We start from the raw sequence: 26,349 nt of genomic DNA, 5'->3' as shown, positions 1-26,349 counted from the left end.
CAATACCCTCGTCCGGCTTACCCCCGATTAACGATACTCGGCATCAGGAAAATATGAAGACAGTGGTAATTCAAGCGAATCTTGATGAGGCCGTGGACCTCGTTCGGAAATTCGCCCATGACGAATTTGCTCGCACGCTTGGCGTCGCGACGCTCTCGGAACAGGACGTTCGCGGCTTCCTTCTCGAGCGATTGCGCTCCATGCAATTTCAAACGGAAGAGCTCGGGGACGAGTCGACGGTGAAGCGCGTGTACGATTGCGTGTATGTCTTGCCCAGGTTTGCCCGACGCGAAGGGGGTGCGGTCATCGAAGCGAGGCTGCTGGTCATGCCGGACGCACGCCTCACGCCAAAGTCCTACATCGTGATATCGGGATAACCCCAGCCCTGCCGACGCTTGCTGCTACCGCGATCAAACCCGTTCCGCCGTATCAAGTCACGCCATTTGACGCAGTCCTGCGCCGTTGCCGTGAGTTCGCCGCGCGGCGAGCGCCTACGTGCGACCTCGGATAACCGCACGTGGCTAAGAAGCTCTAACAAAATGATTTCCTGAGATGGCGCCAGCAGATGATGCAACCAGCCATTTTCAGGAAGGCTTCGTGAATGATTGCGAGGCGCTCGAAGCGGACTCGCAATCGCTTGAAGTTGTGCAGCCACGCGATCGTTCGCTCGACAACCCAACGCGTCTTGCCAAGACCGCTGCCGTGAGGCTCGCCGCGGCGAGCAATCTCGGTGGCGATGCCGACGGCGTGCAGGGGCTTGCGGTACTTGTCGTGGTCGTAGCCGCGATCACCCTGAACGATGTGCGGTTTAGACAAGGGGCGACGGCGCTTGCCTCGAATCGGAGGAATCGCCTCGATCAGTGGCAGCAGTTGGGTAATGTCGTTGCGGTTGGCGCCCGTGAGTATCAGCGACAGTGGAATGCCTTGGGCGTCGGTCAGGACGTGGTGCTTTGAACCTGGTCGCGCGCGATCTGTGGGGTTAGGTCCTATTTTTGACCCGACCCCACTGCCCGGATAGAAGAGGAATCGACGACTACACGAGACCAGTCGATGCGATCGGCCGCACGGAGCTTGGCCAGAAGTACCTCGTGCAGACGATCCCAGACGCCAGCCTTCTGCCAGGCATGTAGCCGTCGCCAGCAACTCATGCCTGAGCCGCAGCCCATTTCCTGCGGCAGCATTTCCCAAGGGATGCCGGATTGCAGAACGAACAGGATGCCCGTGAGCACGGCACGATCGTCCAGCGGCTTGCGCCCGGGATAGCGGGCGCGCCGAGGCTTCGGTGGCGGCAGCAGTGGCTGGATGATTGCCCACAGTTCGTCGTCGAGTATTGGTTTGGCCATGTCCTTTGCGCAGCGATGACTGCGCAAAGGTTAACAAAAATCACTTTGAGTTAACAGCCCCCGTAAACTCATTTTGTTAGAGATTCTAAGCGGTGCGTAAGCAAAGGAAGCGCGCAGAGGCTGAGACTCGGCAAATCAAACGAAACAAAAGACTTAGCGGGGGCAACCTGTCACGACTTTTTTGGATGGGCCAGCGCGAACGGATCTGGATCGTGACCCCGTGGGGGTGTACGTTGCGTCATCCGGAGCGAGCGTGCCGAAAAAAAACCGCCCCCGCAGGGGCGGCAAAGACCCCCACAAAAGAGCGGAATGAGCTCGAAGTGCACGAGCCCTGGATGGGGAGGCTTCAAGGCCATTAAGCGAACGACAGACGCTGAATGTACGGCAAAAAAAGCCCGCAGCGATGAGCTGCGGGCAAATCTGCAACACCAATTTAGGGGGCGGTGAGCAGATGACCAAACAACATGCGCCGGGGGAGCCAAACACCTCAGCGCTATTGCGACGCAAGGATATCGTCCCGCAACAGGGGCGTCACCTGGGATAAATCGCAGTGTCATCGTCACTCGATTTCGGCAGTCGCTGCTTTCGAGCCCGTTTCGGGAGCAACCGACAGCTGTCAGATTTAGTCTAGGCTATTACAACTAAAGAAATCCATCGCTGCCTGAAGCGCTACATCGCCAGGGAGTTGTACCCTCTCATCTTGGCGGATTTAGCGGATTCAACACGATGCTGTTGACATAGGAGCGTCAACGCGGTTGCCGAGTCCTTCTTCAGCAGTCTTAAAAAGGAACGCGTGCGAAAACGCGTCTACAAAACCCGTGATCTGGCGCGCGCCGACATCTTCGATTACATCGAAGTCTTTTACAATCGAACCCGCCGTCATACCCATCTGGGTGGCATCAGTCCCGAGGCCTTTGAACGTGCCTTGGCGTGAGGCTGGAAAGTGTCTTAATTCCGGCAGCAGTCCATCTTGGACTTTTTCGAACGCTATCGGGCTGACGTAGCCGAGCGTCGAATGCCGGCGCGTCGGGTTGTAGAACCGCTCGACATAGTCGAACACATCGGTCCGCGTCGGCCCCTTGCTCACGCTCAGTTTCGCACCACCCACACCTTGAAGCGCGCATCTTTCATCTCGAACCCTGCGGGCGTCACACTCCAGAACGAAGAGGCACTGATTTCGGCGCGCTCGAGGTTTGCCGGGTCAAGCATGTCCTCACCCAATTGTGTTGGGGCGGGATTGTCTTTATCCAACGGGTATTGTCAGGTTGTTAGCGGTAGAGGATAGAATGCGACATGAAAAAAACCTCAGTCAGCCCCGCGCGCTCGAGCGAGGTCGTGATCTCATTCAAAGGCTACCGTTTTCCGCCCGACGTCATCAGCTACGCAGTGTGGCTGTATTACCGATTCCCGCTGAGCCTGCGCATGGTTGAGGAGATGCTGGCCGCCCGCGGGATCGAACTCACGTACGAAACGGTACGGTGCTGGGCGACGAAGTTCGGTCTGGCCATCGCGGGGCGTATTCGAGCGAGGTCCGCGGGGCGCGGCGACAAATGGCATCTTGACGAAGTGGTCGTGACGATCCATGGCAAAAAGCACTGGCTGTGGCGGGCGGTGGACGAACACGGCGCGCTGCTTGAGGTGCTGGTGCAAAGCCGTCGCGACACGGCCGCCGCCAAACGGCTCATGCGCCGCCTGCTCAAGCGCCATGGCGGTGCACGCGTGATCGTCACAGACAAACTGCGCAGCTATGCGGCGGCCCACCGCGAGCTCGGGCTAAGCGCCGAACACCGCCAGCATAAAGGGTTGAACAACCGTGCGGAGAATTCGCATCAGCCTACGCGGGTGCGGGAGAAGGTGATGCGCCGCTTTAAGTCAGCACGCCAATTGCAGCGCTTCACCTCAATCCACGGTCAGGTTTCGAACCTATTCATGGCGTGCCGCTATCACCGCAATGCCGAGCATAAACGCGCGGTACGCACCCAAGCCTTCGCCGCCTGGCAATGGGCTTGCTCCGCCCGTATGGCGGCATAATGAGCATCGTTTTCTGCAACTCCCTATTGGCGCATCGTCAACCAAACAACCTGACAATACCCGCCGCGCGCACGAAGCTGCCCATGCCGCCCGCGCGCGACGTCCTCCCATGGCGGACACTTCAGGTGTTCGCCCGAGGGCGATCTGCGTGGGACTGCGCTGACAATGACAGCAAGATCTCCGCCGGGACCGGCGCGACGGCGCCTCGCGCGCCACGCCTTTATCGACGACGGGAGCGGCATCGAAGAGTGGACCTTGCGTACGGCCTCTCGCGGCGCCGCGTGACACGCGCGCGAAGACGCGTTACCGCGTCAGGCGAGGGTTGGGAGGTATGGCCTGCGCGTGAGCACGGCGCAATGCAGCGCGACGTTCATCCACACGCGGTTAGGCCTTGGTTTGTTCTGCATGGGACGTCGTAGCGCGGTGCGCTTGCGGCGGGACGTATCAAAACGACAACGGAAGAAAAGAAAAACATGCGCAATGTTTGGCAAGAGCTCGTGGGGGAGCCGGGAAAGCGGAGCAACCGAGGATCGAGGGGATCGCCCCGGATCGCCGCGACGTTTGTCGGCCTGATCTCGAGTGCGAAGGTAACCGCGCAGGTCGGGCGCCTTCGCCATGTTCTCACCCATAGCGCGCACGGGCGCGGCCGGGCGCCTCGCTTGCGTCACATCGTCGCGGCTGCCCTGGCCGTGATGGCGGGTGCCTCGGCCCAGGCTGCCGACATCGAAAGAAGTAGCGCCGACGTGATGGCGTGGTCAAACCCCTCGGCATGGGTGGGGGGCGTTCTCCCCGGCGCGACAGATCGGGTTGTTTTTACGGCCGCTAGCGGTAGCGAGCTCTGGTTTCCCGCGACCACCACCGTCGGCGCCCTGTTTTGGACGGGCAACCCGCTGGCACAAAGTTTCAGTTACGAGTCTTTCCCGACCCAGTCTCTACTTTTCATTGCCGGTATCAATGGCGTCGGCATGGATCTCCAAAACAACTACGTCGCGCGGCTCTACAATGCGATCGGCATCACGGCCGACCAGACATGGCGGGTATCCAACGCAGCCGGTGGTAGCTTTGTCCAATTGGGGAGCGGCGGCTACATGGACTTGGGGGCGCACACCCTTACCCTTGACCTCGTGAACGCTGTGAACTATGCCCAGCTCGGGTATTTCGTCGGCACCGGCAATCTGGTGAAGACCGGACTTGGCGCGCTGACGCTATTCGGCACGTCGACCTATACGGGGACCACCACGGTCGATGGCGGCATGCTTGCATTGCGCGCGGGGGCATCGATCGAGAAATCGAGCTTGCTGAGCGTGAACGGCACAGGCACGTTCGATATGACCGCGACGAACGCTGCCATCAAAAGTTTGGCGGGCAACGGCTCAGTGGTGCTGGGCCCGAGTGCGCTGACGCTGACGCAGGCCGGCAGTGTCTTTTCTGGGGTCATTTCCGGCGCCGGCAGCGTGACAGTCTCCGGGGGGTGGCAAGTGCTGGCCGGCGATAACACCTATACGGGCGGGACGACCGTTGGGCCGGGCGCGACACTGCAGCTCGGCAATCGCGGGAGCGCGGGCTCTGTCGCGGGGGACATCACCGACGATGGGACGTTGGTGTTCAACCGCGCCGACACCGCGACAATGGGCGGCCTCATATCGGGCAACGGCGCACTGGTTCAACAGGGCGCGGGCACCCTCATCCTGAACGCGAGCAACACATACGCCGGTACGACTACCGTGCAGTCCGGCACGCTGGTCGTCGGCGATGCGTCGCACCCCGCCGCGACGCTCGGCGCTGGCGATGTGAGCGTGGCCGCTGGCGCAACGCTCGGGGGCTACGGGGCGGTGCCGGGCGCCGTCAACAACTCCGGCACGATCCTGGTGGCGAGCGCGCTGTCGTCGCCCGCGACTGCCACCGCTGGCTCGCTGACGATCAATGGCGATTTGCTGAACCGAGGGGAGGTCACCCTCGGGGCCGCAGATGGGCAGACCGGCGATACGTTGAACGTGCTGGGGAATATGCAGAACCAAGGCTTGATCACGCTGCGCGCGGTATACGGGCTGACCGGCAACGCATTTAACGTGGGGGGCAATTTGCAGAACCAGGGCGTTCTGACCCTCGGGGCGGCTTACGGGCAGAAGGGAAACGCGGTCAACGTGTTTGGCAATTTGCAGAACCAGGGCCTTCTCACCCTCGGAGATGTCAACGGGGCGAGGGGCAACGTGTTGGCCGTGTTTGGGAATTTGCAAAACCGGGGCCTTCTCACCGTCGGCGTTGCCAACGGGGCGAGCGGTAACGTGCTCCGTGTGGTGAGTAATTTGCAGAACCAGGGCGTTCTCACCCTCGGAGATGCCTACGGGCGGAGCGGCAACCTGCTGACCGTGGGTGGCGATTTGCAGAACCAGGGCGTGCTCACCCTCGGGGCGGCCTACGGGGCGAGCGGCAACGTGGTCAACGTGCTGGGGAATTTGCAGAACCACGGAATGTTCGCCCTCGGGGCGGCCTATGGGCCGAGCGGCAATGTGGTCAACGTGCGGGGGAATTTGCAAAACCAGGGCGCTCTCGTGCTCGGCGCTGCCAACGCGCAGACCAGCAACGTGGCGCATGTGTTTGGCAATTACACGGGCAACAATGCCACGCTCGTGCTCAACGCCGTGCCGGGGGCCGGTGGCACGGTGGGGCACACCGACCTGCTCACGATCGCAGGCGATGCGAGCGGCAACACCACGATACGCGTGGCGGGCTCGGTCGGGGGGACGCGCACCACCGGCGACGGCATCCCACTCGTGCAGGTCGGCGGCACTTCCAACGCGACGGCGTTCCAGCTCTCGGGGGCGGTTCAGGCGGGCGCGTACGAATATCTGCTTTACCGTGGCGGCAGCACGACGGCAAATAGCTGGTACCTGCGCTCCCAACTGACGTCGGATCCGAACGGACCGATCGCGTATCGACCGGCCGTGGCCGGCTATGCGATGTCGCCCTTGCTGAACATGGACTACGGTTTCTCGGTGCTGGGTCAACGCAACGAGCGCATCGGCGACAAGGTCAATATTGACGATACGCCGTCCGGGCGTGGCGGCGCGGTCTGGGGACGTGTCGGCGGGCGCCAGCTCGACATGGCGGGCAATGAACGTTTCGCCTCCGACGCGCGCGCGTACTTCGCACAGTTCGGCAGGGACTGGATCGTGTCGCGCACTGACACGGGAGGCCGCACCCATGCGGGGGTGACCTTTACGGTCGGCACGCAGAGTGCAAATATCGCGGACAATGCGCGCGCCTCGAACCTGTTGCTCAGCGCGTCGACCGGCACACTGAGCACGCAGGCGCAGTCGGTGGGCGGTTATTGGACCCGCTATGGCGCTGATGGCGCCTACGTCGATGCGGTCGTACAGCTCACCCACTATTACAACAAGTACACGGACACTTATAGCGCCAGCGCTGCACAAAACGGCTTCGGCGCGGCAGGCTCGCTCGAGATCGGCAAGCCGTGGGCCTTGGGCTCGACGGCGATCGCGATCGAACCGCAGGCGCAACTGGCCTATCAGTACTTGCATCTGAACGACTTCAACGATGGCATCTCACCGGTGTCGGCCAACACGAACAATGCGCTGCGGGGTCGCCTCGGCCTGCGCCTGTTCCGCGCCGATCTTCAGAATGAAACCGGAATCGGCAGTGCCACGCCTTACCTGACAGCGAGCCTTGTGCGCGACTTCCTCTCGCCGGGGGCAACCACGCTTAGCAGCGCGTCACTCACCATGTCGCCAGCGAGGACCTGGTACGAACTCGGCGCGGGCGCGAGCGCAGGGCTCGGCAAAGCCTCGAAACTGTATGCCCATCTCGGGTACGGGAAGAACCTCGGGGGCACCTACCGCCGCACCCTTTTCGCTCAGGTCGGGCTGCGCTACCGCTGGTGAGTGAGCGGACCATGGGCGTCGGGCGGGGGGCGCCCGCGAGTCGCGTTATCGCGCGGTCTGGCCCAGACCGTATGACATCCGTCGCTATTTCGTTGGTAATAGTGTCATCTGCGCTTAGAATCACTAACAAAATGAGTTTACGGGGGCTGTTAACTCAAAGTGATTTTTGTTAACCTTTGCGCAGTCATCGCTGCGCAAAGGACATGGCCAAACCAATACTCGACGACGAACTGTGGGCAATCATCCAGCCACTGCTGCCGCCACCGAAGCCTCGGCGCGCCCGCTATCCCGGGCGCAAGCCGCTGGACGATCGTGCCGTGCTCACGGGCATCCTGTTCGTTCTGCAATCCGGCATCCCTTGGGAAATGCTGCCGCAGGAAATAGGCTGCGGCTCAGGCATGAGTTGCTGGCGACGGCTACATGCCTGGCAGAAGGCTGGCGTCTGGGATCGTCTGCACGAGGTACTTCTGGCCAAGCTCCGTGCGGCCGATCGCATCGACTGGTCTCGTGTAGTCGTCGATTCCTCTTCTATCCGGGCAGTGGGGTCGGGTCAAAAACAGGACCTAACCCCACAGATCGCGCGCGACCAGGTTCAAAGCACCACGTCCTGACCGACGCCCAAGGCATTCCACTGTCGCTGATACTCACGGGCGCCAACCGCAACGACATTACCCAACTGCTGCCACTGATCGAGGCGATTCCTCCGATTCGAGGCAAGCGCGGTCGCCCCTTGTGTAAACCGCACATCGTTCAGGGTGATCGCGGCTACGACCACGACAAGTACCGCAAGCCCCTGCACGCCGTCGGCATCGCCACCGAGATTGCTCGCCGCGGCGAGCCTCACGGCAGCGGTCTTGGCAAGACGCGTTGGGTTGTCGAGCGAACGATCGCGTGGCTGCACAACTTCAAGCGATTGCGAGTCCGCTTCGAGCGCCTCGCAATCATTCACGAAGCCTTCCTGAAAATGGCTGGTTGCATCATCTGCTGGCGCCATCTCAGGAAATCCTTTTGTTAGAGCTTCTTAGTCCGCCGAAGCGTCTGCGAAATCTGCCGGCAACATCCCCCGATATCTGCCGATCATTCCCCCGATTTCCGAGGACGTGAAGCGACAGGTAAGCGGGGGCCGGGCACAAGGAATCGACCCTCAACTTGAGCGGTGATCGCGCGCGCTATCGCTCTGGCGATCACGCTCGACTGGGCAGCCAGCGCGTCAAGCGAGGCGCCATTGGCCATTACTTCGATGGCGTCGAGAGCTGATCGTGCGCGCTCGCAAGGAGGCCGTCAGCAATCTTGGCGATGTCGATACAGAGCCGGCCGTTCGCGATCGCTGCCTTGATCGACGTCACTTTGGCGAGATTGATATCGGCCGCGCTTGTTTCGGCAAGCGCTTCGTGCAAGGCGCGCGACGTCGACGCTGAGGCAGCGATCTTAGGGTGCGGTGAATGCGTAGTCTTCATCTCTTTTCTCTTATCAGCTATCGCGATATGACCAATAAACGGTGTGTCGTGCGTCGCTCTGCCTGCGCGGGCCTCGTACCACTCGCGCGTAGGGTGCCGGGTTCAGGCACCGGCAGCAAAAGCGCCGTTGGGCTGGTGGGTTCGCAACGTCAGTCGAAAGGTCCCCGTCGTCAGGACCAACGGACGGTCGCGCTACAACGGTTTCACGAGCCGACGCCAGCAAGGAGTGTCGCCTGACATGCACTTCTTGGGCACTGCGATTTGTCACAGTGGATGGCGGTCGTCCCGGTGTCTGAAATGGGATGCAGCGTGGCCGTTAAGGCGCTGCCATCGCACGCTTGCGGGGGCCGGTGTCTGGCGCGCGCACGGCACATGGCGCCGGCACGGCAAGACCCGCCGGTGCGCGCTAGAAGGCAGTTTCCGACGATGCGTGAATGTGAACCTTTGCACGGGCAGAACCCCCTCTTTAACGAGAAAAGCGCTCCTGTTCCTCGCGAGGGATTTCAGGGGGCGTTACTCCCGCTCGGGGGGCACCGCGAGCGGGGCGCCCATGCTCCGCGACTGGGCGCCGCCGCGAGTTCGGATTTTCGAGCGTGCGCGATGGGCGTGCGATGGGCGCGTGATGGGCGTGCGCGTCGAGCGCGTGGCGGGCGAGGGCGTGTCATGGAAATGGCCCGCTTGTCCTCGCTCGGCAGGCGCCCCCTAGTGTGCTGTCCCAGAAATAACTTTGCATAAGCGGGCCACTTTCTGAAGTATGGAATCGGCTGTCGCGGTCCATACGAACGGCCGCTTGTGCTGGTTGTACTGATCGATATAGCGCTCGATGTCGGTAATGAGTTGGCGTACGTTTCTGAACGAGCCTCGGCGTATCGCCTGCTGCGTAATCAGACCAAACCAGCGTTCAACCTGATTGAGCCAACTCGAGTAGGTCGGCGTGAAGTGCATGTGGTAGCGCGTATGCTTGGCCAACCACGCTTTGATCTTTGGATGCTTGTGTGTCGCATAGTTGTCGACGATCAAATGCACATCGAGATCAGCCGGAACCGCTTGGTCGATATGTTTGAGGAACGCGAGGAATTCTTGGTGCCGGTGGCGCGGCTTGCATTGCGCGATGACTTCGCCCGTTGCTGCATTGAGCGCCGCGAACAAGGTCGTGGTGCCATGCCGAACGTAGTCATGCGTCACTCCTTCGAGATAGCCCAGCCCCATCGGCAACATCGGCTGCGTACGCTCGAGCGCCTGACATTGGCTCTTTTCGTCGACACACAGCACGAGGGCATTGGTCGGCGGACTCAGGTACAGACCCACAATATCGCGCACCTTCTCGACAAAGTACGGATCAGTAGAAAGCTTGAAGCTCTTCGAACGATGAGGCTGCACGCCAAACAACGACAGATACCGGGCCACCGAACTCTTCGAAATACCCGTTTGCGCGGCAGCGCAGCGCACACTCCAGTGCGTTGCGCCAGCCGGCTTCTCATGCAGAACCTTCGCCAACAACTCGGCCACTGCTTCGTCGTCATGTGCGCGCGGTCGGCCCGGGCGGGCTTCATCATGCAGACCGGCAAGGCCATGCGCGACAAACCGTTTCTTCCAGTGCGTGATCGCCGGTGACGTCACTTCGCACCGCATTGCGATTTCCTGGTTCGTATGACCGTCAGCGGCCATCAAGACGATCTTTGCCCGACGGACCAGGGAATGAGGCAGCGAACGAGAGCGGCTCATCGATAACAATTGTTCTCGCTCCAGTTCCGACATCACAATCTCGATTCCTTTGCGCCCCATGATCACCTCCAGTCCACCATAACTCGATCATAAGGCAAGGATATGTTACATAAAGTTATTTTTGGGACAGCGCACTAGGTGGAAACTTTTCTCATCGCTGCGCACCCTTCAGGTGTTCACCGGATAGTGATTTGGTCGGCGTACCCGAGAATGTTAGTAAGGATTCACGACACCGCTCGCGCCCTGCCACGCAGCGCGCTTGCCATTCTCATGGTCAGCCGTCGGGCCGTGCCGCACTCGCGCTTTGGCGGCTGGGAATGGGGCTTGCCGTGCCCACCGCGTGGGCCTGACGGCATCGGGGCGTCGTTTCCTACCGTTGCCGTTTTGGCCCGTCGTCAATTCAACAATCTAGCAGTCCCCCAAGGAAAGCCGAATGTTAGATAAAAATACCACCGCGGGGCCCACGCGCCACCCGGGTGCCGCGCGGCGCTCGAAGGGGCGCCATCGCGCGAAGTCAGCCCTCGACTTGGCTGACTTCGAGGTGCTGGCACGGCCCATCGACGAGGGCGCCAATCGGCGAGCCGCGCGCGGGGTAGAGCCGCCGGCGCAGCCGGATCTGTGTTCGCCCGCGGGGGAGGGGGCGCTCTCGGCGTTCCCCGAGCGAGCGCAGAGCGCGCTGGGCAGCAAGCCCGAGACGCAGGCTGTCGCGGGCGAGGGCGCTGTCGGCGGCTCCCCCGGGACGGCGCACGCGATATCTGACGATGTCCATGCGATGCTCGCCGGCATGGCGTTTGTGGTGGTCGGCCTGGTGCTGCTCAAAGCGGGCGGGCTGCTCACCGGCGGCGAGGCCGGCCTCGCGTTGTTGGGCGCCTACGTCGTTCCGTTTTCGACGAGCGCGGTCTACGCGTTGGTGAACCTACCGTTCTTCCTGCTCGCATGTTTTACGATGGGCGTACCCATCGCGCTCAAGTCGCTCGTCGTGAGTGGTGGCCTGGGCTTGACCCTCCATCTCCTACCGCGCGTCCTGCACGTCGATTTCGTCGATCCGATGTTCGCAGCGCTGGCGGGCGGCACGTTGTGTGCTGTGGGGGTTCTGGCGCTCGCGCGCCATGGGGTGGGCTTGGGCGGCACCGGCATTTTCACGCTGTGGGTGAAACGTAAGTTCGGCATGAACGCCGGGCTCATGCAGATCGGCATCGACACGATGCTGGTGCTCGCGTCGCTGAGCACGTTCCCCGTCGGACAGGTCGCCTGGTCGGCGCTGTCGGTGATCGCCGCAAGCGCGGTGCTCCTGGCATGGCACCGGTCGGGACGCCACACGGGGCATTGAGCCATGCTTGGGCACCGCCCGCGACGCCCCCCGGGCGGCGTGACATCTTTGGCACCCAAGCGCTCGCGTCTGGCGCTGCCGCAGACATGGGGTGCAAGCGCATGGGGCACGCGCGCGACGGTGTCCTCCCGTCGAACGCAGGCGCGAAGGCGATCGGCGATTTGACGCAACAGCATGTCGCCTGCCGGATGGATGTCTATAGGTCCCGGGCCGGCGGCCCGACGCCTTGGCAAAGGTCCTCAGGCATAGTTTTGGTAAGTGCAGACGGGGTGGTCGTCCGATGACGGGTACACATTCGCGTATGGCCGCGCATGCCCGCTGGTTATTCCGTCCCCGCGCGCCTTCAACTCGGCCCAACTGGCGCCGAAAGTGGGCCGCTTATGAGTCTCGAGCGAGACCCATTCTCCCTGCGGAGGACGGGGAAAAAGAGAGAGCGGATTCGTGTCCGGCTGCCACCAAATGTTCTTCAGAGGCTCTCCCTCCATGTAGTTGAGAAAGTGTTCCCAACGCGGGGGATGTGTAAACGTCTTCTCCGTATTCTTCGTGTCCCAGCCCGTCCCGTGACGCGGGTGGACCGGCAGGCCCTCGAGGGAGTATAGCAATTCGCCCCATAGGGATTTTGATTGCCCGATAAGGTCCATTTTCTGCTGGCGTGAGAGCGCCTCGGTCGTCCCCTCTGCCCCCCCTACGCCTTCGATGGGCGAAAATTTTTCGCCCGTGGCGGGCGAGTCCCAATGGTTGCGGAAGATCTTGTCATGGGCCTGCCACTGCGCATACGTGAGCGTATTGGGCGCGTACTCCGCACTCGGTTCAATGGTGGCCGCGCCCGTCTCGTCCCGATAGTGGAGTCCTCGATGGGCATCGGTGTTGCCGCGCAGGTAGATCACCCCGCAGGCGGCCATGCGTTCCCGTATCCTGAAATCCACATCCTTTTCCCACGACAATGGGCCGTGACAGACATTGCCGCGGAATATCAGCTCGCTGACGCCCGGGCGGTAGACCAGATGCGCCTCCAACGCTCTCAAAGCATTGTGCAGCCGCTCATCCTGCTGAAATTTCCTCAGTGCGCGGTCGTCAGGCGCTTGGGCCGCCGTGGCTTGCGCGTTCAGCAGCTCACAGAGCAGGGCCTGCCCCTCGTCGGACTTCAGCGATAACACGCCGGCCCGAATGCCGAGTAATATCGCGTGCCCGGTACTACCGTAAGTCGGTCCACTCGCGATCGTCTTGGCACTCGCCTTGATAGCCAACAGTGGCGCGAAAAATTCTTTTGCCGGTTCTGACAGATTCGCTCGAATCGTTTCAAGGGTGTAGTCGGCTTCGCTGCGAATGGCCGCGGCCCTGACCTTTTGCAGTTCCTCCTCGAAAATGCCTGTTTGTGGGTGCACCGACGCGCGCGTGACGCCGCCGTACCAGCGCACGCGCTCCTGCGCCCACGTCTGGCCCATAACGCCTGCCGCCAGCGCGATCAATGTCCCTACCGTGGCGACCGAGATCACCGCCGCGCTCGGAAGCGCCAAAAGCGACGCCGCCGCCGCCACACAACAGGCGGCGACCAGTCCCAGTGCCGCGCCTAGGTCCTCGAGTATCTTGAGCGACCAGCCCGGTGCAATGCGTCTTTGCTCTGGTGAACTTCCTGGCTCGCCGCTGCTAACGAAGCTGCCGGGCGCCTCGAATTACCGGCGTTTGATCTGAGCTCGCCGTGCTGGAGTCACGCTCGAGCGCATTTGCGAGCTACGCGAGGGGTGGAGGGGCGATTTTTCGCCCCCTGGGCTCCCGAAGCGGGCCGCTTTGGGCCGCTCCAGGCCCACTTTGGGCCTCAGAATGGACGCGGGCCCGTGTGCTTGAGCGAGCACAGGCGCCGCAGGTTGTACGTGGCAGCTTTCCAGTGCAGATGCAGCGTCGCGCGCGCCAGGCCGATGCTACGCAGGGCCTTGCCGCCCATCTGCGCCAGACTAGCGAACACATGCTCCACGCGGGCACGGGTGCTGGCAATGCGCCGGTTACGCTGCACCTGGCGTTCGGACAGCGGCTTGCCCGCCTGGGCTTTGCACTGAATGTGCACACGCCATCCCTGCTTGCCCAGGCGCTGTTCGCGCTCGCCGTCGACGTAACCCTTGTCGGCCCAGACGTCGCGGCTGGTGTTGCTGGCGTCGAGCACCTGCTCGAAGTGCAAGGTGTCGTGCTCGCTGGCCGGGCTCACGTGGATGCGGCGCATCAGCTTGTAGCGCCGGTCCACGCTGCCTGAGAGCTTGTACCCGAAATAGCTCTTGCCGTGCTTCTTCGTCCAGCGCGCCTGCACGTCCTTGTGGCGCCGCTTCGACGGCGCCCACCCCGCGGGCATGGCATCCTGCCCGACGACTTCCTTTTCGTCCTTGTTCAACGTCTGCCTTGGCACCGGCACGATGCTCGCATCGATCATCTGCCCGCCTCGCGCGAGGTAGCCGTGACGCTCGAGTTGGCGGTTCACCGCTTCAAAGATCTTTTCGCTGGCGCCTGCCTTGATCAGCCTTTCCTTGAACGTCCAGATCGTCGTACGATCGGGCGCCTGCGAACTCTGGCGCAGCCCCACGAAGCGCTGAAAGCTCAGCCGGTCGAGCAGCTGGAATTCCATCTGCTCGTCGCTGAGGTTGTAGAGTTGCTGAACGACCAGCACTCGCACCATCAGCTCGGTGGGAAATGGCGGACGGCCACCGCGCTCGCGGCCCGGCCTCGGCGCCGCCTCGTCGATCTGCGCGGCGAGTGCCACAAAGTCCACGTGTTCGCTTAGCTTGCTCAGCGCATCCCCTATCTGGTCCAGCTTGCTCTCTCGTTCCTGCTCTGCAAACAGACTGATCTTGATCATCCCAACATCCTCGTGCCTTGCCCATCGATTACAACATCATGCCTGTGTATCGGCGGTTTTTCGAGGTGCCCTTCTGTTATGCCGCCCGCTGCCGCGAAGCGCCGCGCGCGTCGATGTCCTGAAGCGCCCTCTGCGCCCAGCCGCAGGCGCGTCGCTGCGTGCGGCGCAAGCGCCATGGGGCTCGCGCGCAGCGCCTTGGACCGCGTCTTCTCGAGGAGACGCGTCAAGGCGCGCAAACGCGTGGCGCGCCAAGCGCGGTTCTCAGTCCTCCCGCAAACGCGTCAGGGCGGGCGGCCGGTCATCGAGCTCGGCGAAGCGAACGGCGAGCGCGTTCGCTGGATACTGACGCGGGACGGTTTGGGGCGCGCGACCCACTCGGGCTGCGGGCCGCTAACGCCCCAAACGCTCGGGCACTGCGGCCGGCGGCAGAAAAATGACGCGCGCGCGCACAGCTGTCCGCGCGCGCTCGTCGAGCTCACGAAATTCTCGCGGTTCGAGCCCGCGAACCTGAGCACGCGCCATCGCAGCATGAAGGCGGTGACGGGCGCATCGCCCAACGACACAGCGAGCGCGCTGAACGACACGGCGAATGCGGGGCGCTGCCCCGCCCCCGAACATCCACGCGGGTTCGTCAATCGTTCAGCTTAGCGCCTACCCCGAAATGGACTACGTTCAATTCTCATTTCATAAGAATGCCCCTCGCGTGGCCCGCGACGGCGAAACGCTGAGCGGGCGAAAGACTGATTCCGCACTTGAATTGGCCAGCGCGGCGCTGCAAGATATTCACGACACACAGCTGCCGGCGTTTACGGCGCAATTAAGGGAGGGCTTGGAGAGCGGTCCAGACCTCGAGAGCCTGCGGGGCTGCTATGAGACGATGCGGACGCTGGAACAGGACCTCAAAGACGTGGACACTAAGCGCACCGCTCACACCTATCGTCTTCACACGAAGGGGGGAGACAATGAAGAAGTGTCTGAATTCAGAAAGGTGTTTGTATCGCTTTCTAACGCGGCAACCTCTTTAGACCGGGTCAGGCAGGAACTAAAGGAGAAAAAGAAGCAAATAGATGAGCTGGCGCCGGGCTGGGCGACCAAGATGCTCAAGCACCTGGGCACATTCCTGGGGGTCGTCGTCGGCGCGTGTCTTTTCGTGAGTGCATTTCAGTTGGCCATCCCGGTCGCAGCGGCGCTGGCGCTCGGCGGCGCCGCTGCGACGCTCGCCGTCGTCGCGGGCGCCGCGCTAAAGTGCGCAGCGGCGGCTCGAATGAGTGACTACGACAAATATCAGGCGGATTGCGCCGTCCAGCTACGCGCGCGCGCGGACCAGATTGATAGTCTCAGAGCGATGGTGATTCGCGCGCAACGGGACATGATGATTGCCAACATTCGGGACCAACTCTCGCCTGAGGCTGCCGAATATCATGCCCAACTGCTGACGCTACGTGAAGTTGACCAGGAGGGCAATGAGGTGCCTGTTGCACCCGGTGCGACGACTGACCTCGGCCCAAAGGTGGTGATGATCGGCGATGGCGATGGCAGTGACGATCGCGTGCTGCTGGCCGGGATTCAGAGCGGTCACGTCTGGCTCAACGAAACGGGGCAAGCCATTTTGGCCAGGCGTCTGCAGGCGGAGGCGGATTTCATGAAAAATGGCAATGGGAATTATAGGGAATATCAGAAAAATGAAACACTTCGTAAATCATTAGGCGAACTATACGACTGCATGAAATTCCAGGACGGCATCGATACCCTGATATTTGCCGGTGATGTATGTCACGACAGACTTTCGACGAACAAGAATGTCAGTCGTACCATCCGGGAGGACCTGTCCTCGCGTGGGGTCGTCTTTCTGTTCGGCAATCATGATGATTGGCGATCGATGCTGGACCCAAACGGCCGACTGTGCGACAGCGCTACATTTGGCACTTATGCCAAGGATGACGCAACGCGTGAGACATGGCAGCGGCACGAGGCCGCCGTCTTTGCCAACATTTGCTACATTCCAGGGGTCGAACTGATAGGCACCCACCAGGGGATGCGTGCGGGACCGGACGGGACCATCCAGACCGCATGGGGATTTGTCACATTCACAGGAAACCCCACGGATCTCGTCGAGGCCATTCGAAACAAGCGATTTTTGCCCATACCGACCGATGCGTGCAAGCTGCAACTCCACCACAAAATACAGCTGCTGCTGATGCTAAGCCAACAGGGCAGTGCCACGGTTAGTCTTCGTCGGGAGCAGATCCTGAGCACGCTGCCGAGCTGCACGCGCACGCTCAAGCGGTGGGACGATGAGCAAAAGGACGCCATGGCAACGTGGCTGGCAACCGAAGAGCGCGAGGGCCGCCTAAAGCCCAATGTCTGGCAAGAGCTTTTGGATCTCCATCATTCCGGTATGGATCAGGCTGATTACCAAACCGACTTCCGGCCCACCATTGACGAGAATCGGGCACTGGCCGAGGCCTATGCGACGGCCGGCCATCCGGTCACCTTCTTCAAAGGTCATGATGATAGCCAGGCAAGTGGCAAATATCTGCTGTCCCTCAATGCGCGTGTGACGAAAAAGACAGAGACAAAGACAGAGACAGAGACAGAGACAAATATACAGCCAACTGCGTTCGCAATACGCTGGCCCGCGACGGGCGAACCCGTTGCCCAACCCATTGCCAAACCCTTAGACAACCCTTGGCGGGCATTGCCGCGCTTGCACCCCGCGAAGATCGACAAGAACGAGGCCAAGCCGGACGCCCACCCGGCGCCAGGTGTGCCCGGAATACCGCAGCACATAGACATACCGTCAAACTAAGGTTGCTGAGTCGGTGCTGTTAACTCGCGCAGCGGGCGGTAATTTGAACAGGGGCGCGGCAATCCTCCTCGTTCAGGGGTAGGAAGGATAGCGCGCACAGGGTAGCTGTCCTTCTACTGCCTCAGTGCGGCGTTCGCTGCTGCTCGATGGACTGGCGCACTATCTGGATGGGCGCGCCGCACGACCCCGCAAAGTAGGACGGCGACCATAGTGCGCCGCCCCATAGCTTCTTGCCGATGCTCGGATAGTCCTTCTGGCGAATCATTCGGCTCGACACGCCCTTCAGGCTGTTCACCAGCGCCGAGACGGCCACCTTCGGCGGGTAGTTCACCAGCAGGTGAACAGGGTCGTCTTCGCCATCGAACTCCACTAGCTCCGATTCGAAGTCAGTGCACACGCTGACGAACATGCCCCGTAGGGCGTCCAGAATTTCCTTCGTAAACACTCCGCGACGATATTTCGTCACGAGGACCAAATTTCAAGCGCAAAGGCGATAGCGATGGGTTTACCTACCCCGACAAGAACCAGATCACGGTAGAGCGCGAGAACGGTCGCATCAAGGTTCCGAAGCTCGGTTGGCTGCGTTATCGCGACAGTCGCACGGTGCCAGGTGAATCTGCAGCGCGACCGTGTCACTGCGCGCGGGCACGTGGTTCGTGTCTATCCTCACGGCACGCGAAGTCGATCAGCCGGTGCCGCACGGCCCTGCTGTCGGTATCGACGTAGGTGTAGCACGCTTCGCTACGCTGAGCGATGGCACGTACATCGCGCCGCTCGCCAGCTTCAAGAAACACGAGCAACGTCTGGCGAAGTGCCCGCGCCGCATGGCCCACAAGGTCGAAGGCTCCGCGAACTGGAAGAAGGCGAAGGCCAGAATCCAGCGCATTCACGCGCGTATCGCAAACGCGCGGGCAGACTTCCTGCGCAAGGCATCGAGCACGTTCAGCAAAAACCACGCAATGATCGCCGTCGAGGACTTGCAGGTCCGCAACATGAGCCAGTCTGCAAAGGGCACCGCCGACGCGCCGGGACGCGATGTCCGCGCGAAGTCGGGCCTCACCAAGTCCATTCTGGATCAGGGCTGGGGCGAGTTGCGTCGCCAGCTGGAATACAAGACGGCATGGAACGGCGGTTATTTCGTCGCCGCTACGCGATTGGCAAGGCGCCGGCGTATGGGATCGGTTGCACGAGTCCCTTCTAGCCAAGTGTCGCGCCGCCGAACGCGGTCATCCTGACTGGCGCAAACCGTAACGACATCACCCCGCTTCTGCCAGTGATCGTGGCAATTCCGGCTATCCGAGGCCGCCCGTTGCGCAAGCCTGGCCGCATCTAGGTTAATCGCGCGTACGGCCACGATTTTCCTATGGTCGGCCTATCAGGCGAAATTGGCAGGATCAGACTGCGTAAAAAGGTGCGCTCGCACGCCGAATTTTTTTCTCAAATGATCGATCATTTGGTGGGCTTCGGGGGTAAGGCGCGCGACATTCACGGCGCAGATGTTCAATCTTTGGATCTTTATGTCGTTCAGGCGATGAGCCATCTCCATAATACTACCGTCGGTACATTGTGTGCGCCCAATGTTCACGTTAAATTCCTCGAGTTTTATTGCGCTTTTCTCAATCACGCTGCACAAATGTTGGATTGCGATATCATTAATTTTGTTAATACGTGAAATATCGAAAGATAGCTTTTTAAGAGAAGCAGATTTTTTGACGGAATTTAATAATTCTTTAAATGTAATGCCTGTAATGTTTTTGCCGCCAGAGAGATCTACGGAAATGTTCTCCAGTTTTTTGGCGCGTGACAACCGATAAAAAAGCCTACGCAGTTCGTCGTTTGAAAACTTGTTACTTGAAGCTTCAAGCGAGAAACTCTTGAGCTTAGGGAGTTGCGACACGACCCTTCCGAGTTGAACAGGAAGATCATCCTTCTCGAGGAATCCCGAATTGTTTAGATGAATGTGAAGAACCTGCAGATGCTCTGCCTGTTGCACGGCTATTAACATGTCCTCAATGCTTAACTGGGAACTACATCCCGAGAAATTCAGTTCCAGACGCGTCAGATATGTCAGGGATGCGAGACTCTTTGTCATTTCATTGAGATGCTCCTCGGTAATAGCACATCCTGACAAATCGAATCTGACGTGATGCCATTGCACGTCCTCAACAGGCAAGTCAGCGTGTTGCGCCAACGTAAATGCCGGGTTGAAATGCTCGGGACGTATTTCAACGGTGAAACGGTTGGGATGCACAGGATCGGCCCCCTTTTTTTCCCGGCGATACAGTTGCTCGACAGGGGTGTCGTCAATGACAGCGCGGTTCTCCGGGGCAGGGATATCGTGAGCAACAGGAGGGGGGGTAATGACAGGGGTGTTCTCAGCGACAGCGGGTCGGAGAAAGGTAAAGGGGTTGCGATTGTTAGTCACTTCGTTCATGTTGCGGCTCCGAAAAACCTGCGGTTCAACCACCCTGCCCCACGGCTGCGTGCGACGCGCCGCGACGACGAACCGGTGCGCTGCGCGGGCCGCGACGACCGCGACGCTTAGGAAAAAGCTTACCGCGGGTGCCTCGGGTGCCGACGCCCCGATTGTGCCGGCTATGGTGTGGTTATTCTCGGCGTCCCCGGCGCGGCCGATGTCCGGTATACACCTGAAATTACGTGACATCACCTGAAATCCGCCCTCACCGCGCCGCACGCTATGCACCCGCGTGGGCGGAGGGGCCCGAAGGCTCGCGTCCCATTACTGGGCGTCGCGCTCGAGCAACGGGCGCCACGGGGGTGGGCGGGTCGCTGCGGTGGCACCCTTGGTGCTTGGGTACCTCGCCGATGCGGGCCGAGAGAGGCATCCCCTCGGCCCGTCTCCTGCCCCGGTTTTTCCCGACTCTGCGCCGAGCCCTCCCTCACGTGCGCGCTTGCGGCCCTGCGTGCCCCTGTGGGCGGCAATGAGGCGCGGCGCGCCACGCCGACCTCCCGTTGGCGTGTGCCGCCCGTCGACGCAGGCGAGCGCGCCCGGACTCACCGCTGCACCCAACCCCACGCGCTTCACGGCGCGCGCCTGGGTGGCTAGGCGCGCACCGGGCGTGTACGGAGCAGGCACGCCCGGCGCACCGGTCTGCCCTGCGCGCGCTGCGCGTCGTCGCGGTTGGGGGGGCACCATAACGACCCGCGAGCTCAGGTGTTGGCCCGATAGCTGCTCGGCGTGCGCCACCGCAACATGCGGTGATCGTGCCCAAGGAAAAGACGATGGATCTGCAATGGCAAAGACGCGCCGAGCTGTGGCTGCGCCTGATGGACGCGCGCGGCATGGCGCCCGCGCCGCATCTGGCCGTGCCGCATGGCGTCGACACGCATTACCTGGAGCAGCACGCCGAGCGTGCGCAGGTGGCGCTGTCGCGGCCGCTGCCGGCGGCGCAGCGCGTCGCTGCGCTGCATAAGCTGCTGGGCCTGCTCATGCCCGAAGCCGGCGGGGGCGTGCCGTTGCGCGCGTGGCTCGCGCGTGGCCAGTTGTGGCTGGCCGGCACCGCGCCGCCCGACAGCGGCGCCGAACTGTGGGCGGAGCTCGCGCGCCAGCAGCGACGTTTATTGGATCGTGTGACGGAGCCCGCCGATGAAGACGCTCAATAACTTGCTCAAAGGGCTGTCCGCCCGTCAAGACGTGATGCTCGCGGCCATGTTGTTGATGGCCATCTTCATGATGATCGTGCCGCTGCCCACGTTGCTCGTGGACGTGCTGATCGCGATCAACGTCACGCTGTCCATCACGCTGCTGATGATGGCGGTCTATATCCGTGAGCCGATGGAATTTTCCGCCTTCCCTGCGGTGCTGCTCATCACCACGCTGTACCGGCTCGCGCTGACCATCAGTACCAGCCGGCTCATCTTGTTGCAGCACGACGCGGGCGAGATCGTCTACACGTTCGGCGAGTTTGCCGTGGGTGGCAATCTGGTGGTGGGGCTGATTGTCTTTACCATCATCACCATTGTGCAGTTCATCGTCATCACCAAGGGCTCCGAGCGCGTCGCGGAGGTCAGCGCGCGCTTCTCGCTCGACGGGATGCCGGGCAAGCAGATGAGTATCGACGGCGACCTGCGCGCGGGCGTCATCGACGCGACCGAAGCGCGTCGTCAGCGCGCGACGGTGCAAAAGGAGAGCCAGCTGTACGGCGCCATGGATGGGGCGATGAAGTTTGTCAAAGGCGACGCGATCGCCTCCATCATCGTCATCCTGGTCAATATCTTCGGCGGCATCTGCGTGGGGGTGTTCATGCACGGCATGAGCGCCGAGGAGGCCGTGGCCACGTATGCGATTCTCTCCGTGGGCGACGGACTGATTGCGCAGATTCCGGCGCTGTTGATCTCGATCGCCGCCGGTATCATCGTCACGCGCGTGCCGGGCGAGACGCGCCGCAATCTGGCCGACGAACTCTCCGCACAAATTCTGCGCCAGCGCGAAGCGCTGTGGATCGTCGCCGCGGTGCTGGTGCTGTTTGCCGCGCTGCCGGGCTTTCCCGTGTTCGTGTTCCTGCCCTTGGCTGCGAGCGTCGCGCTCGTCACGTGGTGGGTGCAGCGCCGCGCGCGCCGCGTCGGGTCGGCCTCCGGCGGCGATGACGCGCAGGAGGACGCGCCGGGTGCGGGTGCCACGCCCGACATCGGGGCCGTGCCGCTGCTCTTGCGGGTGCATCCGGAGCTCGCGCAAGACGGCGCGCTCGCGCTCGGGCTGGCGGCGCTGCGCACGCGTAAGCTCGAGCAATCGGGGTTGCCGCTGCCGGACATTCAATTGCAGGCCGACGCGAGTCTGGCGCCGCGTCACATGACGTTCCTGTTGTATCAGGAGCCGGTGCTGCAACTGGAGGTGCGCCCCTGGCTGCTGCTCGACGCGGGCACGCCGGCGCTGCCGCAGGCGGCCGCGCAAGACACGCTGCCGTTTGGCGGCATCACACTGCAGTGGGTCGCACCGGACCAGGCCGACGGTCTGGCGGCGTTGGGCCATACGGTGCACCAGGGGGCGGACCGGGTGGTGTACCTGGTGTCGCTCGCGCTCGATCGCTACGCCTCCGAGCTCATCGGTGTGCAGGAGGCCCGCTACCTGATGGACCAGATGGAGCAGCGCTACGGCGAGCTGGTCAAGGAGCTGCAACGCCAGTTGCCCGTGAGCCGCGTGGCCGACGTGCTGCAACGGCTGGTGGCCGAAGGCGTATCGATTCGCGACCTGCGCGCGGTGTTCGAGGCGCTGGTGGAGTGGGCCCCGCGCGAGAAAGACCCGCTGATGCTCGCGGAATATGCTCGGCTGGGGTTGCGTCGCCACATCGTCGGGCGTCAGCGCCGCGGTCAGCCGTGGGTGCGCGCCTGGGTGATCGGCAATCATATCGAACAGACCATTCGCGAATCGATTCGCCAGACCTCGGCCGGCTCATACTCCGCGCTCGCCCCCGAGGAGAACCAGGCGATCGTCGCCGAGATTCGCGGCGCGCTGGCGCAAAGCGGCACGGCGGGCCTGGCCCTGGTCACTGCGATCGACGTGCGCCGCTTCGTGCGCAAGCTCATTGAGAAGGACCTGTTCGCGGTGCCGGTGCTCTCGTTCCAGGATCTGGAGGACGAGGCCGAGCTCAAGGTGTTAGGTCATGTGGAACTCATAGGGGAAGGAGACGCCGATGCGTTTGCCTGAGTGGTGCGATGCGCTCGAGGCGCTGGGTGCCCTGGAGCCGCCTGAGCTGTGCGCCGCGCCGCCCATGCGGCTTGAGGGCCGGCTCTCCGAGGTGGGTGCCACGCTGCTGCGCGCGCACTTGCCCGGCGTCGGCCTGGGCGAGCTGTGCACGCTGCCCGACGGCGAGCCTGCCGAAGTCATTGCCGTGCACGACCATGAGGCGCTGCTCTCGCCGTATCGCGAGCCGCTGGGCATGACGGCCGGTCAGTGGGTCGAGCCCACGGGCCGGCGCGCGGACGTGGGCGTGGGCGACGCGCTGTTAGGCCGCGTGGTCGATGCGCTGGGTCGCCCGATCGACGGGCTACCGACACCGCAGTTCGAGCGTCGCCGCGACATCGACGCCGAGCCGCCCGACCCGATGCAGCGCCAGGTGATCGGCACGCGTCTGGCGATGGGCGTGCGCGCGATCGACGCGGCACTCACCGTGGGCGTAGGCCAGCGCCTGGGCATCTTTGCGCCGGCCGGATGCGGCAAGAGCACGCTGCTGGGCATGCTCGCCGCGGGCAGCGACGCCGACGTGGTGGTGCTCGGGCTCATCGGCGAGCGCGGCCGCGAGGTCCGCGAATTCCTGGAGCATGTGCTCAGCGCCGCGACGCGCGCGCGCAGTGTGGCCGTGGTGGCCACCTCGGACCGCCCGGCGCTCGAGCGGCTCAAAGCGGCCGCCACCGCCACGGCCATCGCCGAACATTTTCGCGATCAGGGTAAAAACGTGTTGTTGCTGATTGATTCGCTCACGCGCTACGCGCGCGCGGTGCGCGAGATCGCGCTGGCCGCGGGCGAGCCGATCGTCGCGGGCGGCTACCCGCCGAGTCTCTACGCGCGCCTGCCGCGGCTGCTCGAGCGTGCGGGCCCGGCGGCACGCGGCAGTATTACCGCCTTTTACACGGTCCTGGTGGACGACAAGGCGGACGCGCTCGCCGAAGAGGTGCGCTCGCTGCTCGACGGCCATATCGTGCTCTCGCGCAAGCTCGCCGAGGCCAATCACTATCCGGCGATCGACGTGCTGGCCAGCATTAGTCGCGTGATGCATCAGGTGGCCGAGCCTGAGCACCGCGCCGCCGCCGCGCGCCTGCGCCAACTCATGGCGGCGTGGCGCGAGATCGAGCTACTGGTGCGCGTGGGCGAATACCGGGCCGGGCAAGACGCCGATGCCGACGACGCGATCGCGCGCCGCACGCAGATCGCCGCCCTGTTGTGCCAACGCGTGGATGAGCACGTCGACTTCGAACTCACGTGCGCGGCGCTCTCGGACACGGTGGGGTTGCCGTGCTGAGCCAGTTGTTGGAGATCAAGCGCCGGCGCGAGCGCAATATACATCGCGCGCTCGCTCAGCTCGATGACGAGGAAAAGGCCCTGTGTGCGCGCCAGGAGGCGTTGCAAGTGCGCCGCGAGGCCGTGTATCGCGAGTTGCGCACGCGCACCGGGCAAGGCGGGGCTTACGAGCCTCGAGAACTCGACCTGCTGCGCGCCGCGCTCGCCCGACTTGACAGCGAAGGGCAAGCCCTGGCGCGTGAGCGCGACGGCGTGATCGCGGCGCGGCACGAGCTCGCGCGCACGCGCGTCGAACAGGAGGCGGCGCTGCGTCGCAACCTGCGCGAGCAGGAGAAACTCACACTGATCGCCGCCGAGCAGCCCGAGCAGGAGTAGCGCCGCGCTCGCCCTGACCTCCCGTGGCGGGGCGCCTGGAATACCCGGACGCACGACGTCTGAACGGTGCGCCCGGGGCGCGGGGCACCCGCAGTGGTTCGGCGTTGGCGCGGCAAGGCGCGACGTCCGAAGGCTAACCGCATGCCATGCCCCCGGTACGGCATCTGGCCGCCCGTGGGGGCAGCGCCCTCGCGTTCGTCCAGCGGCGTCGGGTGAGGGCTACGGTGTGGGCGCCGGCTGCGCTCGCCACGCGTCCCACGCCGCGCGCAATCGAGTCGCGCTCACCAGCTCGGCGAATCCCAAGGTGTTGCACAGTGCTAAATCGGTCTCGCCTTGGGCGAGCAGCGTCGCCGCGTAGGTATTGCGTAGCGTTTGGGGGCTCAGGCGTTCCGTATGCTCGCAGGCGATGCCCGCACGTGTGGCGGTGGCGCGCACCGCGCGCAGCGCCGTCACACTATGCATGGGGCGCCCGTCGAGTCCACCGGGAAAAAGCAGCGGGCCCAATGTACCGGCGTGCGCGCGCACGCGCAACCAGCGGGCCAGCACCTGCGTCGCGCCGCGCAGCAACTTGGCGCGATAGGCGTACTGGGAGCCGGGATGCTTCACGTCGAGCCACGCCAGATCCTCATGAATGCAGTTAACAGTCAAACGTAGACTATCGCCCACCTTCACCCCTGCCCCTAGATACGCTGCGGTAAGCGCTACATCTCTCGCCTCCTTCCATTGCCCATGATGTTCAGCAGCCATCGGGGCGCATTCCATATATCCCCACAACTGCTCCAACGCGTCGGCACGCAAGAACGGTGTCGGCCGATTGCCTTGCACGTCTTTCCACACGCACGACGGCTCGACCAGCGCGCGCCGCGCAGGATTGGGCGTCCCCGAGCGGGCCTGCGCGCGATACACCTCGTCCAGCACACGCTCGATCAACTTGCGAATGCGTGCGCGTTGCTGTCGATTTTCGAGATGTAAGCCGGCAAGATAGCGACTGATGTCGGCCTCGCCCACGTGCGTGAGTTGCGTACGTGGAGGTTGCGCCAAGTAGCGCACGAACGCCGACCATTGGGCGCGATAGACGCTCGCGGAGGACGCGCGCAGGCCGGCACCGGCGGGCCCTTTGCGGCCTTTACGCGCCGCGAGCCACGCCTCGAACGCCGCGAGGGGGTCGGTCTCCCAGTCCCCCACCCCCGGGGCAAACAAGTCGAGTTCCGTCATCTGTAGGCAGAGTTTGGGCAGCACGCCGCCCTCGCTTGACTGTTAACTGCATCGAGCATATCACGAGCCCCGCCGAACGCGCGCGGGGTTGCGCGCGCATCGTGCGCGTCGGACGAGCTAAACCGGGTGGACGGAGTGGACGAGGCGAACGCCACGGCAGCGCGACGAACGAACGTCGCGTCTCAGGGCTCCCGCGCCGCCGCGCCTGGGGCACACCGCGCGCGCGGCACTCACGGGTGCTCTGGCGCGCCGCGCCCCCACCCGCGGCGAACAAGACGAACGGCGGAGCGCACGCGCGGCGTCGCCTCGCCCTACGAACGAAGCACCACGAATGGCGCGAGCCG

At 63.0% G+C, this 26,349-nt stretch carries 20 protein-coding genes and 4 pseudogenes; 14 read left to right on the top strand and 10 right to left on the bottom strand.

The features are described 5' to 3' along the window. The first annotated feature begins 53 nt into the window (after positions 1-53). Complete coding sequence (locus AB870_RS23740; protein WP_064674954.1) at positions 54-377, top strand: hypothetical protein; 324 nt, start codon at positions 54-56, stop codon at positions 375-377. 154 nt (positions 378-531) lie between these two features. On the opposite strand, the gene AB870_RS25915 is transcribed toward AB870_RS23740, so the two are convergent. Then, positions 532-1,343 (bottom strand): IS5 family transposase gene (locus tag AB870_RS25915; RefSeq protein ID WP_157112514.1). Its coding sequence is split into 2 segments (ribosomal slippage): positions 532-989 and positions 989-1,343, totalling 813 coding nucleotides; the frame shifts between segments, so codons are not numbered across the junction. 748 nt (positions 1,344-2,091) lie between these two features. Here AB870_RS25915 and AB870_RS25910 point away from each other — a divergent pair. Beyond that, a pseudogene (locus AB870_RS25910) lies at positions 2,092-2,277 on the top strand (IS3 family transposase); the annotation flags it as partial. A 155-nt stretch (positions 2,278-2,432) separates the two neighbouring features. Here the strand turns inward: AB870_RS25910 and AB870_RS26605 are convergent. After that, positions 2,433-2,594: a hypothetical protein gene (locus AB870_RS26605; protein WP_157112513.1), complete on the bottom strand. Its 162-nt coding sequence runs from the start codon at positions 2,592-2,594 to the stop codon at positions 2,433-2,435. Between the two features lie 42 nt (positions 2,595-2,636). Here AB870_RS26605 and AB870_RS23720 point away from each other — a divergent pair, with 42 nt between their 5' ends. From AB870_RS23720 to AB870_RS25905, 3 genes are all read left to right on the top strand, one after another. Then, complete coding sequence (locus tag AB870_RS23720; RefSeq protein WP_047909367.1) at positions 2,637-3,374, top strand: IS6 family transposase; 738 nt, start codon at positions 2,637-2,639, stop codon at positions 3,372-3,374. A 659-nt stretch (positions 3,375-4,033) separates the two neighbouring features. Further along, a complete protein-coding gene (locus tag AB870_RS23715) occupies positions 4,034-7,276 on the top strand; it encodes an autotransporter family protein (protein ID WP_167362757.1) in 3,243 nt (1,080 codons plus the stop codon). A gap of 203 nt (positions 7,277-7,479) precedes the next feature. Next, positions 7,480-8,291, top strand: a protein-coding gene (locus AB870_RS25905; RefSeq protein ID WP_418304020.1) for an IS5 family transposase whose coding sequence is annotated in 2 segments (ribosomal slippage) — positions 7,480-7,807 and positions 7,807-8,291 — 813 coding nt in all. Because the reading frame shifts where the segments join, the coding sequence is not laid out codon by codon here. Between the two features lie 217 nt (positions 8,292-8,508). Here the strand turns inward: AB870_RS25905 and flgM are convergent. Together flgM and AB870_RS23695 are read right to left on the bottom strand one after the other, a co-directional pair. After that, positions 8,509-8,733, bottom strand: coding sequence for a flagellar biosynthesis anti-sigma factor FlgM (gene flgM, locus AB870_RS23700; RefSeq protein WP_053059776.1), 225 nt, complete (start codon positions 8,731-8,733; stop codon positions 8,509-8,511). Between the two features lie 702 nt (positions 8,734-9,435). After that, a complete protein-coding gene (locus AB870_RS23695) occupies positions 9,436-10,518 on the bottom strand; it encodes an IS630 family transposase (RefSeq protein ID WP_047906396.1) in 1,083 nt (360 codons plus the stop codon). A 373-nt stretch (positions 10,519-10,891) separates the two neighbouring features. Between AB870_RS23695 and AB870_RS27230 the strand changes: the two genes are divergently transcribed. After that, complete coding sequence (locus tag AB870_RS27230) at positions 10,892-11,788, top strand: YitT family protein (protein ID WP_237170175.1); 897 nt, start codon at positions 10,892-10,894, stop codon at positions 11,786-11,788. 107 nt (positions 11,789-11,895) lie between these two features. Here the strand turns inward: AB870_RS27230 and AB870_RS27590 are convergent. The 3 genes and pseudogenes from AB870_RS27590 to AB870_RS23680 form a co-directional block, all read right to left on the bottom strand. Continuing rightward, positions 11,896-11,979: pseudogene (locus AB870_RS27590) on the bottom strand (diguanylate cyclase domain-containing protein); the annotation flags it as partial. 48 nt (positions 11,980-12,027) lie between these two features. Continuing rightward, positions 12,028-13,305 (bottom strand): hypothetical protein, encoded by a 1,278-nt coding sequence (locus tag AB870_RS23685; protein WP_064674953.1) that lies wholly within the window; start codon positions 13,303-13,305, stop codon positions 12,028-12,030. Between the two features lie 299 nt (positions 13,306-13,604). Beyond that, on the bottom strand, positions 13,605-14,630 hold the full coding sequence (locus AB870_RS23680) for an IS5 family transposase (RefSeq protein WP_047909361.1): 1,026 nt from the start codon (positions 14,628-14,630) through the stop codon (positions 13,605-13,607). A 174-nt stretch (positions 14,631-14,804) separates the two neighbouring features. On the opposite strand from AB870_RS23680, the gene AB870_RS23675 reads away from it, so the two are divergent. Beyond that, positions 14,805-15,278 carry a hypothetical protein gene (locus tag AB870_RS23675; RefSeq protein WP_047909360.1) on the top strand — a complete coding sequence of 158 codons (474 nt, stop codon included), beginning with the start codon at positions 14,805-14,807 and terminating at the stop codon, positions 15,276-15,278. A 13-nt stretch (positions 15,279-15,291) separates the two neighbouring features. Then, on the top strand, positions 15,292-17,439 hold the full coding sequence (locus AB870_RS23670) for a metallophosphoesterase family protein (RefSeq protein ID WP_047909359.1): 2,148 nt from the start codon (positions 15,292-15,294) through the stop codon (positions 17,437-17,439). A gap of 121 nt (positions 17,440-17,560) precedes the next feature. Here the strand turns inward: AB870_RS23670 and tnpA are convergent, their stop codons facing one another. Next, positions 17,561-17,914, bottom strand: coding sequence for an IS200/IS605 family transposase (tnpA, locus tag AB870_RS23665; RefSeq protein ID WP_047909358.1), 354 nt, complete (start codon positions 17,912-17,914; stop codon positions 17,561-17,563). Here tnpA and AB870_RS23660 point away from each other — a divergent pair. Together AB870_RS23660 and AB870_RS26855 are read left to right on the top strand one after the other, a co-directional pair. After that, a pseudogene (locus AB870_RS23660) lies at positions 17,911-18,584 on the top strand (RNA-guided endonuclease InsQ/TnpB family protein); the annotation flags it as partial. The gene tnpA and the pseudogene AB870_RS23660 overlap by 4 nt on opposite strands. A 1-nt stretch (position 18,585) precedes the next feature. After that, positions 18,586-18,760: pseudogene (locus tag AB870_RS26855) on the top strand (IS5/IS1182 family transposase); the annotation flags it as partial. A gap of 54 nt (positions 18,761-18,814) precedes the next feature. Here the strand turns inward: AB870_RS26855 and AB870_RS23655 are convergent. Continuing rightward, complete coding sequence (locus AB870_RS23655; protein WP_047909357.1) at positions 18,815-20,104, bottom strand: leucine-rich repeat domain-containing protein; 1,290 nt, start codon at positions 20,102-20,104, stop codon at positions 18,815-18,817. A 578-nt stretch (positions 20,105-20,682) separates the two neighbouring features. Between AB870_RS23655 and AB870_RS23650 the strand changes: the two genes are divergently transcribed. Genes AB870_RS23650 through AB870_RS23635 form a run of 4 tightly spaced genes read left to right on the top strand, consistent with a single transcriptional unit; the run spans position 20,683 to position 24,790 of the window. Then, entirely contained in the window at positions 20,683-21,063 is a 381-nt protein-coding gene (locus tag AB870_RS23650; protein ID WP_047909429.1) for a type III secretion protein, read from the top strand. Then, the gene (locus AB870_RS23645) at positions 21,047-23,104 is read left to right on the top strand and encodes an EscV/YscV/HrcV family type III secretion system export apparatus protein (RefSeq protein ID WP_047909356.1); all 2,058 of its coding nucleotides are present in this window, start codon (positions 21,047-21,049) and stop codon (positions 23,102-23,104) included. Before AB870_RS23650 ends, AB870_RS23645 begins: the two co-directional genes overlap by 17 nt. After that, positions 23,091-24,416: a FliI/YscN family ATPase gene (locus AB870_RS23640; protein WP_047909355.1), complete on the top strand. Its 1,326-nt coding sequence runs from the start codon at positions 23,091-23,093 to the stop codon at positions 24,414-24,416. The genes AB870_RS23645 and AB870_RS23640 overlap by 14 nt, the downstream gene beginning before the upstream one ends. After that, positions 24,410-24,790 carry a hypothetical protein gene (locus tag AB870_RS23635; RefSeq protein ID WP_047909428.1) on the top strand — a complete coding sequence of 127 codons (381 nt, stop codon included), beginning with the start codon at positions 24,410-24,412 and terminating at the stop codon, positions 24,788-24,790. Before AB870_RS23640 ends, AB870_RS23635 begins: the two co-directional genes overlap by 7 nt. Positions 24,791-25,009: 219 nt before the next feature. Here the strand turns inward: AB870_RS23635 and AB870_RS23630 are convergent, their stop codons facing one another. Beyond that, positions 25,010-26,029, bottom strand: coding sequence for a tyrosine-type recombinase/integrase (locus AB870_RS23630; protein WP_157112511.1), 1,020 nt, complete (start codon positions 26,027-26,029; stop codon positions 25,010-25,012). Positions 26,030-26,349: the final 320 nt, after the last annotated feature.

Source organism: Pandoraea faecigallinarum (assembly GCF_001029105.3).
Taxonomy (GTDB): domain Bacteria; phylum Pseudomonadota; class Gammaproteobacteria; order Burkholderiales; family Burkholderiaceae; genus Pandoraea; species Pandoraea faecigallinarum.
The sequence above is the reverse complement of the archived record's forward strand: the minus strand, read 5'-3'. Positions and strand labels throughout refer to the sequence as shown.

Bases quoted from the DNA above. Each gene is read 5' to 3' on its own strand.
- AB870_RS23740 (WP_064674954.1), top strand. From the start codon at position 54: ATGAAGACAGTGGTAATTCAAGCGAATCTTGATGAGGCCGTGGACCTC.
- AB870_RS23720 (WP_047909367.1), top strand. From the start codon at position 2,637: ATGAAAAAAACCTCAGTCAGCCCCGCGCGCTCGAGCGAGGTCGTGATC.
- flgM (WP_053059776.1), bottom strand. From the start codon at position 8,733: ATGAAGACTACGCATTCACCGCACCCTAAGATCGCTGCCTCAGCGTCG.
- AB870_RS23695 (WP_047906396.1), bottom strand. From the start codon at position 10,518: ATGGGGCGCAAAGGAATCGAGATTGTGATGTCGGAACTGGAGCGAGAA.
- AB870_RS27230 (WP_237170175.1), top strand. From the start codon at position 10,892: ATGTTAGATAAAAATACCACCGCGGGGCCCACGCGCCACCCGGGTGCC.
- AB870_RS23680 (WP_047909361.1), bottom strand. From the start codon at position 14,630: ATGATCAAGATCAGTCTGTTTGCAGAGCAGGAACGAGAGAGCAAGCTG.
- AB870_RS23675 (WP_047909360.1), top strand. From the start codon at position 14,805: ATGGGGCTCGCGCGCAGCGCCTTGGACCGCGTCTTCTCGAGGAGACGC.
- AB870_RS23670 (WP_047909359.1), top strand. From the start codon at position 15,292: ATGGACTACGTTCAATTCTCATTTCATAAGAATGCCCCTCGCGTGGCC.
- AB870_RS23655 (WP_047909357.1), bottom strand. From the start codon at position 20,104: ATGTCACGTAATTTCAGGTGTATACCGGACATCGGCCGCGCCGGGGAC.
- AB870_RS23650 (WP_047909429.1), top strand. From the start codon at position 20,683: ATGGATCTGCAATGGCAAAGACGCGCCGAGCTGTGGCTGCGCCTGATG.
- AB870_RS23645 (WP_047909356.1), top strand. From the start codon at position 21,047: ATGAAGACGCTCAATAACTTGCTCAAAGGGCTGTCCGCCCGTCAAGAC.
- AB870_RS23640 (WP_047909355.1), top strand. From the start codon at position 23,091: ATGCGTTTGCCTGAGTGGTGCGATGCGCTCGAGGCGCTGGGTGCCCTG.